Source organism: Desmospora profundinema, from assembly GCF_031454155.1.
Classification (GTDB): domain Bacteria; phylum Bacillota; class Bacilli; order Thermoactinomycetales; family DSM-45169; genus Desmospora; species Desmospora profundinema.
The window spans coordinates 289357-301636 of sequence record NZ_JAVDQG010000002.1; the positions used below are offsets into that span (position 1 = coordinate 289357).

15 protein-coding genes and 1 pseudogene are annotated in these 12280 nt (G+C 53.9%); 2 read left to right on the forward strand and 14 right to left on the reverse strand.

The window, feature by feature from the left end:
• The 8 genes from yqfC to JOE21_RS05100 all read right to left on the reverse strand — a co-directional run bounded on the left by yqfC (position 1) and on the right by JOE21_RS05100 (position 5069).
• On the reverse strand, positions 1-279 hold the full coding sequence (gene yqfC / locus JOE21_RS05065; protein ID WP_309863196.1) for a sporulation protein YqfC: 279 nt from the start codon (positions 277-279) through the stop codon (positions 1-3).
• A 264-nt stretch (positions 280-543) separates the two neighbouring features.
• The gene (locus tag JOE21_RS05070) at positions 544-750 is read right to left on the reverse strand and encodes an alpha/beta-type small acid-soluble spore protein (protein WP_309863198.1); all 207 of its coding nucleotides are present in this window, start codon (positions 748-750) and stop codon (positions 544-546) included.
• 97 nt (positions 751-847) lie between these two features.
• Entirely contained in the window at positions 848-1267 is a 420-nt protein-coding gene (locus JOE21_RS05075) for a hypothetical protein (protein ID WP_309863200.1), read from the reverse strand.
• Between the two features lie 99 nt (positions 1268-1366).
• Positions 1367-2350, reverse strand: a complete 984-nt coding sequence (gene floA / locus JOE21_RS05080; protein ID WP_309863202.1) for a flotillin-like protein FloA — start codon at positions 2348-2350, stop codon at positions 1367-1369.
• A gap of 24 nt (positions 2351-2374) precedes the next feature.
• Entirely contained in the window at positions 2375-3739 is a 1365-nt protein-coding gene (locus JOE21_RS05085; protein ID WP_309863204.1) for an NfeD family protein, read from the reverse strand.
• 144 nt (positions 3740-3883) lie between these two features.
• Positions 3884-4327, reverse strand: coding sequence for a GatB/YqeY domain-containing protein (locus JOE21_RS05090; RefSeq protein WP_309863206.1), 444 nt, complete (start codon positions 4325-4327; stop codon positions 3884-3886).
• 20 nt (positions 4328-4347) lie between these two features.
• On the reverse strand, positions 4348-4518 hold the full coding sequence (rpsU, locus tag JOE21_RS05095; protein ID WP_309863209.1) for a 30S ribosomal protein S21: 171 nt from the start codon (positions 4516-4518) through the stop codon (positions 4348-4350).
• A 206-nt stretch (positions 4519-4724) separates the two neighbouring features.
• On the reverse strand, positions 4725-5069 hold the full coding sequence (locus JOE21_RS05100; RefSeq protein ID WP_309863212.1) for a histidine triad nucleotide-binding protein: 345 nt from the start codon (positions 5067-5069) through the stop codon (positions 4725-4727).
• A gap of 176 nt (positions 5070-5245) precedes the next feature.
• On the opposite strand from JOE21_RS05100, the gene JOE21_RS05105 reads away from it, so the two are divergent.
• Complete coding sequence (locus JOE21_RS05105; protein ID WP_309863215.1) at positions 5246-5545, forward strand: hypothetical protein; 300 nt, start codon at positions 5246-5248, stop codon at positions 5543-5545.
• Positions 5546-5750: 205 nt separating this feature from the next.
• Positions 5751-6683, forward strand: a complete 933-nt coding sequence (locus JOE21_RS05110; RefSeq protein ID WP_309863218.1) for a Na/Pi cotransporter family protein — start codon at positions 5751-5753, stop codon at positions 6681-6683.
• 81 nt (positions 6684-6764) lie between these two features.
• Here JOE21_RS05110 and deoC read toward each other — a convergent pair whose 3' ends face one another.
• The 6 genes and pseudogenes from deoC to prmA form a co-directional block, all read right to left on the reverse strand.
• Positions 6765-7436, reverse strand: a complete 672-nt coding sequence (gene deoC / locus JOE21_RS05115; RefSeq protein ID WP_309863816.1) for a deoxyribose-phosphate aldolase — start codon at positions 7434-7436, stop codon at positions 6765-6767.
• A gap of 96 nt (positions 7437-7532) precedes the next feature.
• Positions 7533-7886, reverse strand: a pseudogene (locus JOE21_RS05120) (NUDIX hydrolase); the annotation flags it as partial.
• 578 nt (positions 7887-8464) lie between these two features.
• Positions 8465-8968, reverse strand: a complete 504-nt coding sequence (locus tag JOE21_RS05125) for a hypothetical protein (RefSeq protein WP_309863221.1) — start codon at positions 8966-8968, stop codon at positions 8465-8467.
• Between the two features lie 174 nt (positions 8969-9142).
• Positions 9143-10489, reverse strand: coding sequence for a tRNA (N(6)-L-threonylcarbamoyladenosine(37)-C(2))-methylthiotransferase MtaB (gene mtaB, locus JOE21_RS05130; protein ID WP_309863223.1), 1347 nt, complete (start codon positions 10487-10489; stop codon positions 9143-9145).
• Entirely contained in the window at positions 10486-11232 is a 747-nt protein-coding gene (locus JOE21_RS05135; protein WP_309863225.1) for a 16S rRNA (uracil(1498)-N(3))-methyltransferase, read from the reverse strand. The genes mtaB and JOE21_RS05135 overlap by 4 nt, the downstream gene beginning before the upstream one ends.
• Before the next feature lie 20 nt (positions 11233-11252).
• Complete coding sequence (gene prmA, locus JOE21_RS05140; protein WP_309863228.1) at positions 11253-12188, reverse strand: 50S ribosomal protein L11 methyltransferase; 936 nt, start codon at positions 12186-12188, stop codon at positions 11253-11255.
• Positions 12189-12280 lie beyond the last annotated feature (92 nt).

The following is a 12280-nucleotide window of genomic DNA, read 5'->3' on the forward strand; positions in this document are numbered from 1 at the left end:
TTATCCCTGATATCGAACTTGGGAAATCTCCCCTTCCACCCAAATTTCCTCCGGATAAATCGCCTGAATCACCAAGCGACGTCCCGTAATCACCAACGCTCCCTGGTCTGTTTTCAATGTGAGCGCTGTCTCGCTAAAAGACTCCACGCCCCTGTGATTTTCGATATGGAGCCGATAAGGCCCCACCATCTGTACCCGGGGGACGTTGGCGGCAACATCAGGTGGAATGTCCAACCAGTCGGAGGCGATTTTTCTCAACTTGTTTCCGATCTTTCTCATGGAAACACCCACCATCCCGTCGATAGTACTTGTATGCACGGTTGTCCGCCTTTATGAAGGACTGATCAAACGGGCCGCATCAGAAACCATCTGTCAGGCGGGACCCGCTTGAACAAAGGCTCAAAAGAGCTGTACGAATGTAAGTTCCAGATCTCCATTTTTCAATCATATCAGTCTACGCAGATCACCTTCGTCCCATGAAAGTACGAAAAAAGCGATGCGGGAATCCGCATCGCTGTACCAGTCCGTAAGATTCACTTGTCGTTATTGCTGTCCAAAGCCGGATTGTTGCTGTTCGGCCTGTTGGACCAAACGCTTGGTAATCTCTCCACCGACGGAACCGTTAGCCCGGGCGGTACTGGCCCCACCCAGCTGAACTCCGAACTCAGAAGCGATTTCCTCTTTAAACTGCTGAAGGACACCGGCGGAACCCGGAACCAGCAAACGGTTGCTGCTGCGTGAACGTGCCATGGCTTTCACCTCCCCTATCCCTAGTGTGGAATGAGGGGAGATGAATCATGTTGCGCACATGTTTCCATGGCAAGGAGTGGTCATCGCAGGCGGGGAGCTATCGAAGACCACGCCTGCGGCGAGCCTTTGGAGGATCCAGGATCTCTTTGAGAATGATCCCCCGTTTCCATTCCTCTTTAGACAGACGGGCCCATGAGGAAGGTTTTTGAGTTTTGATGTTTGGAACAACCTGGAGGGAAGGGGTTTCGGGAGTGCGGGGTGGTTTTTGTTCCAACCGTTCCCGCATCTCTTTTACTTCCCGGGGATCCGGGTCGGGGTCGATATTGACTTCGTCATCCCACGGGTTTGCCCAGGGTGTTCGTTTTTGACCGCCTCTTTCACCCTCACCAGCTGGAGCTTGCTGCTGGGCGGTTTCCCCTCCTCCTCTTAACACGCGAAAGATGGCGGAAAAGATGAAGTAGAGGATCAGCAGGACAAAGATCCCGTTGGAAAACAGAAATTCAATCAAGTCATCCATAAACGCACCTCCCTTATGAGAACAACCACCCTATTGGGCGAAGCCCCTCTCAATTGTCGTCCTGGAAGGGCCGGGAACGGTTCAACTCGTCAGTTCCCGTTATTTGTTCTCTTCGTCTTCGTCGGATTGGGAGATGGATTTACGCATATCGGTGTCGGCCAGGATGTTTTGCATGTTGTAATAATCCATCACACCGAGCTTGCCGGCACGCAACGCTTCCGCCATCGCCATGGGAACTTCGGCTTCCGCTTCCACCACTTTGGCGCGCATTTCCTCCACGCGGGCACGCATCTCTTGTTCTTTGGCGACAGCCATGGCACGCCGCTCTTCCGCTTTAGCCTGGGCGATGTTCTTATCAGCCTCAGCCTGATCGATTTGCAGGGTCGCCCCGATGTTTTTACCCACATCCACATCCGCGATATCGATCGACAAAATTTCAAAAGCGGTACCAGCATCCAAGCCTTTGGACAACACCGTATTGGAGATGAGATCGGGGTTCTCCAATACTTCTTTGTGACTGCTGGCAGATCCGTTGGTGGTGACGATCCCTTCCCCGACACGGGCGATGATCGTTTCCTCACCGGCACCCCCCACCAACCGGTCGATGTTGGCACGCACCGTCACCCGGGCCACCACTTTCACTTCGATCCCGTCTTTTGCGACGGCGGACACGACAGGAGTCTCAATCACTTTGGGGTTTACGCTCATTTGGACCGCTTGGAGCACGTCACGCCCGGCCAAATCAATGGCGGCGGCCCGCTCAAACATAAGGTCGATATCGGCACGCTGGGCCGCAATTAGGGCATCCACCACCCGGTCGACGTTCCCTCCGGCCAAGTAGTGGGTTTCCAGCTGGGCGATACTCACATCAAGACCCGCCTTACGGGCTTTGATGAGCGGGTTGATGATTCTAGCCGGTGCGATCCGGCGCAACCGCATCCCGATCAATGTGGTCAGGCCCACATACACACCCGACGCCATGGCCGAAATCCACAGCATCACCGGCACAAAGGTAAACAGGATGGACAAGCCGATGACGATGAGAACGGCGATAAACAAAAAGCTCAATACTCCTGCGTCCATTTAGACAGCCTCCTTGATTATTTATTATTCAACAGGGTCTTCCGCAGAGGAATCTTGAACGTCTTTCACCTGGCGCACAACCAGGCGCACTCCTTCTGATCCCACTACTTCAACCGGGGCTTGCGCGGGGATGAATCCACCGTCGCTCACCACGTCTTGTCGGACCCCGTCGATTACAGCGACTCCTGACGGGCGTAAGGGTGTCACCGCCTTCCCTTTTTTGCCCATCAAGCTGATTCGACTCACTTGCGAGATGTAGCCGGATTGGTTGCGTTGGTCATCAAAGAGAACTAATCGTTTCCACACTCCCCGCGTACCCAGGTGGCGGATGGCGATAAACACCCCCACTGCCGTCACCGCAAAAGCGATCAACAGGGAAACCACACCGAAAATGACGTTGGGGGCGGCAGTGACAAGAGCAGCCACCAGGGCGATCAGGCCCAGGATTCCCAATATGCCGAAGCCGGCAACAAAAACCTCGAGGGCCAACAGGATCAACCCGATGATAAACAGGACCAGGGTTTCATACCCGGCAAATCCTGCGAGGAAATGACCGAAAAAGTAAAGCGCAAACGCCCCAATTCCGATCGTTCCGGGAATGCCGAAGCCCGGGGAAAAAAACTCGATGGCGATCCCGGCCAAACCGATGGTGAACAAAACGGGGATGACATAAGGGCTTGTGACAAACCGGGCGATTCGTTCGCTCACCGTCAAATCTGTTCGGACGATCTCTGCGTCTTCGGCATTTAAGAAGCGAAGCACTTCCTCTTCATCAGCAACCAGTTCGTCCGCCATTTTGAGCTCCACGGCCTGCCCAGCCGAAAGGCTGATCAGTTCGCCTTTTTCTTTTATACCCTCGATCTCGATGTTCCGATCCACCATCCCGGCGGCAATATCCGGGTCCCGCCCTTGTGATTCCGCAGCGGCCTGCATATTGGACCGCCAAAATGCCACTGTCTTGGGGTCCGCTTGTTCACCGGTGATGGTGACCGGCTCAGCGGCACCGATGGCGCTGCCGGAAGTCATGAGGATATGGTCGGCGTTCAGGGCGATATAGGCACCGGCTGATATCGCTTCCCCTTTTATGTAGACCGTCACCGGAATCTCCGAGGCCCGAAGCAGCTTTCCGATTTCAAGGGCGGCATTTACTTCCCCGCCCAATGTGTCCATCTCCAATACGATGTCCCTGGCGGCTGCTTCTTCCGCTTCGCGAAAGCCTCGTTCCAAGAAGCGGAGCAACCCCCGCTCCACTTCCTGTTCCACCGGGATCCAGTATACCATTCGACCCTCGGCTGCATCCACCCCGGAAGATGCCACAGCCGGAATGAAACTCATCAATCCCAAGCATAACAAGAGGATACTTGCCAGCAAGGATTTTTTTCTCCCCATCCGACTCCCCTCTCTTGTTCGTTACGTTTAAACGGCCTCTCCTTATCAGGCGCCGTCTAAAATGGTTGTCCTGAAAGGGCAATTGCCCTTTACTCTAGTGTAAACCATCCGAAGCGAAAAAACACAGCGCGAAACACGCTGTGTTCATTGCAAAACTTCCAGGACCAACCGGTTCACCCGTTTGCCGTCGGCGCGCCCTTTCACCTCGGGCATCACCGCTTTCATCACTTTACCCATATCCGCTTTGGAAGCGGCCCCGGTTCGGTTGACCGCCTTCTGGACGATGGAACGAAGCTCCTCATCGCTTAGGGGTTCCGGCAGATACCGCTCCAATACGGCGATTTCGGACCGAGCCTTTTCTGCTAGATCATCCCGGCCCGCCCGATCAAATTCCACCAAGGAGTCCTGTTGCTGCTTCAGCTCTTTGATCACGACATCCAACGCCTCTTCTTCATTGAGAGGACGTTTCAACTCAATCTCTCGGTTCTTCAAAGAAGACCGAACCATGCGGATGACGGAAAGAGTCTCTTTGTCTTTATTTTTCATCGCGGTTTTCATGTCTTGGTTTAACCGCTCGATCAAAGTCAAGGAAACCGCACCTCACACTGTTATTTGCGCTTGCGCGCGGCATCAGCTTTTTTCTTCCGTTTCACACTGGGCTTTTCGTAGAACTTACGCTTTTTCAGTTCTCGCATAGTACCGTCTTTGGCGATGGATTTCTTCAAGCGGCGCAGCGCTTTATCCAACGATTCGTTTTTACGAACGTGAACTTCCGCCATCCTTATCCCTCCCTCCACGGGCGCCAAACGCCCGGCCTTGATCGCCGGGATGTACACCCTGAAGCGATGATGCAAGCGAAGGCTTCCCTCAGAGGAAGATTGACCCACACCTGCCGTGCTTCACCGAGGTATTCCCCGGTTCCACTAAGCACAAACACCGTCCATTATACTATAAGAAAAAAGGAAGTGTCAAAACGAAAGTCCCATTAACCCGGCGGCCATGTGAGATGACGCCCTCCGAGAAGATGGAAGTGGATGTGGTGAACCGTTTGTCCGCCGTCTTTCCCACAGTTGTTAACGATTCGAAACCCTTTTTCCATCAAGCCTTTTTCTTGTGCGATCCGATTGATTGCAGCAAAAATCTTTCCGAGCAAGGCGGCGTCCTTTTCGCCCAATTCCCTGGCGGAAGCGATATGCTTTTTGGGAATGACCAATACATGTGTCGGCGCCTGTGCGTGAATGTCGTTGAAAGCGAGCACTTCATCATCCTCATACACTTTTTCCGACGGGATGTTCCCTGCAACGATGTCGCAAAAAATACACTCTGCCATGGACTCTCCCCCTTTCCCACTGATAACGAGCAGGCACCTTGCCCGACCGGCCCTATGTTCGTCCTCATTATATCAGAAGGGGAAGATGAAGCGAAGCAATCCGCTTTCTCACCTCTGTGTTCCAGACGCATATCATGGATTACGCCCACACCTGACAACAAAAAGGAGTGACCTCCTTGACCAAGTCGAAACAGAGCATGGCTGCGCTTCGTCGATTGATTCGACAAATCGTACGGGAAGAATTAGCCCAATCAGAAGAAGAGGAAAATGCCGCGGTGCCGGATCGGCCCGATTTTAGAGAGGCATGGGAGAGACCCCCGGATCAAGAACAGCCCGCCCCCCCGCCTCCCTGGGCAGTGTTCGGTTCGCCGCGTCCTGCACCGGAAAAACCAGCTCCCGAATCCCCCCACAAACATTCCGGCCCTTTTCATCCACAACAGGAATTGGATCCCCCTCCCTATATCCCCCAGAGATGAAATAAATATGACACCCGTCTCTTCTGATGCCCCTCTCCCCACGCCCTGCTTTTATTTATCAAACAGAACCACCGCCTCGTAATAGGCGGTCTTTTTTGCGTCTGGTCATGCCTGTCCCCTCTGTCCCATATATATGAACAAAAGCCCCACAACAAGGGACCGAGGCAAAACTTGTGCTGATAGGGCAAGGGGTGGAGGAGTGCACATGAAAGAAATCGTCATCCCTTTTGCAACGGGACTGGCTATCTTTTTCTTCGGAATGCAACTGTTACGAATCGGATTGGAACAAGCCGCCAAGGAGAAGTTGAGGTCCCTGTTGCTTCGATTTACGAAAACGCCTGCCCGCGGGCTAGTGACGGGGACCATTGCGACTGCTCTGTTCCAGAGCAGCAGCGCGGTCACCGTTTTGACGATCGGTTTTGTCAATGCCGGCATGATCAGCTTTGCACAGACAGTGGGTATCATTTTGGGCACCAACATCGGAACCACGGTCACCACCGAGATCTTAGCTCTAAAAGTGGAGGATTTTGCCATACCATTCATGCTGTCGGGCGCAATCTGTTATTTAATCCCCTGGAAAGGGACACAGACGACTGGTTTGGTGTTGGGTGGGTTTGGCTGTATTTTTTTGGGGATGGAAGCGATGCAGTGGATTGCGGAACCTTTGAAGAACCGGGGTTGGTTTGGATGGATGATGGATATCGCCGATGAGCGTCTGTGGTTAGCGATCCTGGCCGGCATACTCGTAACGGCCGTCGTTCAAAGCAGCAGCGCCGTCATCGCCATGACCATGGGCTTTTTCGCCACAGGACTCATCAACTTGCCCTTTGCGATCGCCATTATCTTAGGAAGCAACGCCGGCACCTGCATCACCGGTTTCCTGGCTTCCATCGGAACCAACCGGGGAGCCAAAAAAGTGGCACTGGCAAACTTGATCCTCAATATCGGCGGCATTCTGTTATTCGCCCCCCTGATTGGCTGGATGGCCTACTTGGCTCCGCTGTTGTCCAGTCACCCCGCCGCTCAGGTGGCTCATATCCAAACGCTGTACAATGTAATCTGCTCCCTCCTCCTTCTCCCTTTCGCCGGAGCGTTTGCCGCATTTGTGGATCGGTTATTGCCGGAGATCTCCTCTTAATTTCACATAAAAGGAGGTCTTCTAAAAAAAAAAGACCAATCCATCGGATCAAATCCCTGAATTGGTCTCCATCCCTTTATCTTAATACTCACTGCTCCCCGTGCCACCAGTCACGATGGCTACACTGGCACTGGCCCCAATGCGGGTGGCGCCGGCCTGCACCATCGCTTTCGCCGTCTGTCGGTCGCGAACGCCTCCGGAGGCTTTCACCCCCATCTTTGGTCCGACGGTTTGCCTCATCAGGGCGACTGCTTCCACGGTGGCACCCCCATAACCGAATCCGGTGGAAGTTTTGACAAAGTGGGCGCCCGCTTCCTTGGCTTGCTCCGATGCCGTGCGAATCTCGTCTTCGGACAAGAGGCCCGTCTCCAGGATTACTTTGACCAAAACCCCGTCGGCCGCTTTTACGACAGCAGCGATGTCCTGTCGGACCGTGTCCGTATCTCCGGATTTCAGAGCACCGATATTCATCACCATATCGATTTCCCCCGCCCCGTCACGGATGGCCTGCTTGGTTTCCGCCGCCTTTACTACGGAATGGGAAGCACCCAAGGGGAAGCCCACCACCGTGCAGACCTTGACATCGGTTCCCTTCAGCTTTTCCGCAGACCGGGCCACCCAGTAGGGGTTAACGCACACAGAGGCAAAGTGATGCTCCGCCGCTTCCTCACACAACCGATCGATTTGATCGGCGGTCGCCTCCGGTTTCAACAAGGTATGGTCAATCAAAGATGCCAATTCCCGAGTATTCAAAGCGGATTCTCCTTTCTCACTCCTGAACCAGACTGCATCCAGTCGAAGCAGGGCCTGGAACAAGACACGATCATTGTTGTCATACCCTTCCTCCCGTTGCTTGGCCCAAGCTTCCCATGGAGTAAACCAAGCCACCTGGGTAATTTCCGAGAGCTGAGCTTGAACCGCACCACGTTCGGCCGCCACCAGGAAGTAATGAACCTCTTTTTGGACTTGCCCGTGGTTGGGATGAAAGTATGTGTAACCAATTCGGTCCAGAGGAGCGATGATCCGCCCTTTCACTCCCGTTTCCTCTTCGATTTCACGGAGGGCTGTTTCCTCAATCGTCTCCCCCGGTTCCTGTTTCCCTTTGGGCAATGTCCAACGGGAATACCGGTCTTCAATAAGAAGGATGCGCCATTCCCCTTGGTCCCGAAGACAGACGACACCTCCCGCGGATACTTCTTTCACCGCTTTCCCATCCTTTCTCTCCCGAGATGATCCCTTCGTACATCCTGATCGATTGTATCACAGGACAAGGATACCGGCGAGAAAAGTCCGCCGGGAATCAACAAGGAGGGTCAGATGGATCTTCCCTTCTTTTGGATCCAGATCTGGTCGAAATCAACGGCTTCCTTAAAGAGAAAGAGGTGAGCTTGAGTAGATCCCACTTCCCCATCTATAACCACCCCTTCGCGCTCCCAGTCTTCCCCGATAGCTGCAAAACATCCCGGTCCAATGGTCCCGATACCGCTTCACACAGCGGCCATTTTCCAGAACGGGGGCTGAGGGTATGTACTCACCGGCACAAGTCTCGCCTCGGTCACTTTGTTCCCGGGTCTCGCGTATGCACTAGGGCATGTCTGAACAATCCGTGGCGCGAGATCCCGGGTCGGTATGGCTGTCTTCGTTTCGTTGCAAAAAGCGCAAAGGCTCTTCGCCAGCCATACCAACCCTCCCTTAAACTTACGGAAGATTGAATAACCAGACAGGACCTAAAGTACAGGTCTCGCCTCGATCACTTCGTTCCCGGGTCTCGCTTTACACCATTAGCCTTCTTTCCACTCCTGTACCATCGCTTCCACTGCACATTGGGGGCTGCAACATTCTGCGTGCTGTTCTTCTTCATCCAGGTAAATCCCATCGATTCCGAGCTCTTTCCGGGCGGGATCTTCCGGATCAAAGTGGAATCCACAATGAAAACATTGCTTCATCTGCCGGGCTTGTGCCAACAATTCTACCAGCGATTCCACTTCTTCTCCCTGGATGGAGAAACGTTCCAGGGCAAAGTGCAGAAACTGTTGACTGGTATCAAAGAATTGAACATCCTCTTCTACATACCGCGAATTATTCCAAAACGCCCAGGTCCCTTCCGACAAATGGGTGATGTAATAACCATCTCCCAGGGGTTGAGAAGCATGTTCCAGCACGTTGTAGCTTTTAAAGCGGAGTTCCGCCGCCAGGTTTTCCAACAACTTTTTGTCGACGTCCCGCAATACGTCGTTCCAATCAATCTTGTCCAACGCGGATTCCCAATCATCATGATGACTCATCGTGGTTCCCCCTTTTTTCCAGCGTCCGCGCGGATGAATCGAAAAAAGAAAAAAGATGCCGCAACAAACAGTATAGAACAAAGATTCGTCCAGGAAAACCGTGAAAAAACCCCGCGCCAATCAAGCGCGGGGTTGGGGTCGGCTTTTTCAGAAGCCGAACAGACCCGAATGGATTCATACCGCCTTGGAGGGACGGGGAACTTCGTCCACAACACGAACAAAGGTGCCACGGTTGATATCGGATCCCGGTTCATCCAAACGAACCCGGCATACCTTTCCAATCAGATTTTCGTTGCCGGGAAAGACGACTTGCAGGTAGTTATCGGAATACCCCATAAACAACCCGCTATCCGGCTCTTCTTTATAGGGACCTTCCGGGATCACTTCCAAGACGTCTCCTTTAAATTGAGACGCATAGTTCCGGGACAAACGGTTGGACAGTTGGATTAGACGCTGCACCCGTTCCTGTTTCACATCGGGATCCACCTGATCCTCCATGCGCGCCGCGGGGGTTCCAGTCCGCTTGGAGTAAGGGAAGACATGAAGCTCAGAGAATTGAAGCTCCTCGATCAGTCGAAAGCCGTTCTCAAACCGCTCATCGGTTTCCCCGGGAAAGCCCACGATTACGTCCGTGGTGATGGCCACTTGAGGCATGGCTTCGTGAAGGTGTTCCACCTTGCGACGGTATTCGTCCACCGTGTAACGGCGACGCATCCGTTTTAGAACGGCGTCGTCACCCGCTTGCAGAGGAATGTGCAAGTGACGGCACATCTTGTCGGAGCGGTTGAGAACCTCGATCACCCGCTCATCGATCTGGCTGGCCTCAATGGAGCTGATCCGAATCCGTTTCAGCCCTTCCACCCGGTCCAGATCCCACAACAGATCGGCCAATTTGTAATCGTCCATGTCCTCACCATAACCGCCGGTGTGAATCCCCGTCAGCACGATTTCTTTATAACCGGCAGCAACCAGCTGCCGAGCCTGCTTCAAAACGCTCTCGGGTTTTCGGCTTCGCAACAGTCCTCGTGCCCAGGGAATGATGCAGAAGGTGCAGAAGTTGTTGCACCCTTCCTGGATCTTCAGGGAAGCCCGTGTGCGCTCAGAGAAGGTGGGAACATCCAACTCCTCAAACTCTCGTGCTTTCATAATGTTTCGGACCGCGTTGACCGGTTGACGGGTCTGCCGGTGCTCCTCAATGTAATCCAGCAGTTTCTCCCGACCCTGGGTCCCTACTACTACATCCACACCAGGGATTTCAAGAATCTCTCCCGGAGACGTTTGGGCGTAACAGCCGGTCACCGCCACCACCGCTTCCGGGTTTTGGCGAACCGCCCGTCGGATCATCTGGCGGCTCTTTCGATCCCCGGTGTTGGTCACGGTGCATGTATTGATGACATAGACATCCGCCTGCTGGTCAAATTCCACTTTATCGTAACCATGCCGTTGAAACAGTTGCCAGATCGCTTCTGTTTCATAAGCGTTCACTTTACATCCCAATGTATGGAATGCCACCGTGCTCACAGTGGCTCACCTCCCATCTCTCCATGTGAATATAGAATACAAGACAACAACGCCAACGGAGCCGTTTCGGACCGAAGAATCCGTGGTCCCAACGAAACAGGGAGAGCGCCAGCCGTCCGTGCCTGTTCCGCTTCTTCCGATGTAAACCCGCCTTCGGGCCCCACCACGATCATCAAGCTCTGGAACGGGCCATCCGCCAACGCTTGGTTCAGGGGTACGCCTCCTTTTTCATAGGCGAATATCACCCGATCGCAGACGGAAAAAGCCTGCATCAACCCATCCCAATCCACCACTGGTTGAACGGGGGGAACACAGCCACGGTGCGATTGTTCCGCCGCCTCTTTGATGATTTTTTGCCACCGCTCCCGCTTCTTGTCCGCTTTTTTCCCGTCCAGTTTCACCACGGAACGGTCCGATAAGACGGGCAAAAAGGAGGCGGCGCCCAACTCCGTTCCCTTTTGCAGGACCCACTCCCATTTGTCGCCCTTGGGCAACGCCTGGGCCACGGTTACCGCCACCGCCGGCTCCCCCCTGGACGGAGTCCGTTCCAAGACGCGCAAAAGGACCCGATCTCCCTTTACATCTTCCAATACGGCCAGGAGATCCGTCCCTTCTCCGTCACAGCAGACGACCCGATCCCCGGGGCGCATCCGCATCACGCGAGTCATATGATGAACATCGTCTCCCTCGACCAGGATTTGATCTCCATCCCATTGTCGGGGGTTGACAAAATAACGTTGCATGGTTCACTCCTACCATCCTATCATGTTCGGGCGGCCAGAGCCACCCAGTCACCCTCGCGAATCATTTCCATCACGTGGAATCCCTGTTCGGACAAACCATCTGTCACCGTTTCCTCTTTTTGCTTAATGATCCCGGAAGCGAGGAAGATGCCCTCACGCTCCATCACCCGCGTTAAATCGGGAATCAACGGCACGATGATTTCCGCCAAGATGTTGGCCACGATCAAATGAGCACGACCGTGATAGCCCTGAAGAAGATCGCTCTTTTGAACGGTGATCTGATCGTCGACTTCGTTGATGGCGATATTTTCACGCGCTTTTTCCACTGCCACCGGATCCAAATCCAAAGCGGTTACCGATGAAGCTCCCAACTTGGCGGCGGCGATGGACAAGATGCCACTGCCACAGCCCACATCCACCACTCGCCATCCAGGTTTCATCCAACGTTCCATCAACTTCATGCTAAGGATGGTGGTGGGATGCGTTCCCGTTCCGAAAGCCATCCCGGGATCCAGCTCAATCACCGCTTCATCGGGAGATTCCGGATGATACGTCTCCCACCGGGGTTTTACAGTCAACCGGGAAGTAATACGGGTCGGCTTGTAGTAAGCTTTCCACGCTTCCGCCCAGGATTCCTCCGCCAATCGGCGGGTTACCACCCGCCCCGGTAGCGGATTGAGGCCGAAACGGGCCAAATCGCGGATTTGTTGTTCCAACCTTTTCGCCCATTCATCCTGATACACGGATTCCGGGAAGTAGGCGGTAATCCACACCCCTTCTTCAGGGTAATCCTCTGACGAAAGAGTATACCACTCGCCAAAAGGAGTATTCCATTCCCTGTGTAACAGGGCCGAATCATAGATGGCACATCCCTCGGCACCATGCGTTTCCAGGAGGTGACATACCGCTTCTTCCGCGTCGGCTCCCACATGAACGCGCACCTCGATCCAATCCACAACGCCACTTCCTTTACACAAAAAAACGGGCGAACCAAGCACTTCACAGCACAAGTCTCGCCTCGGTCACTCTTTCGCAGGTCTCTCTGTCC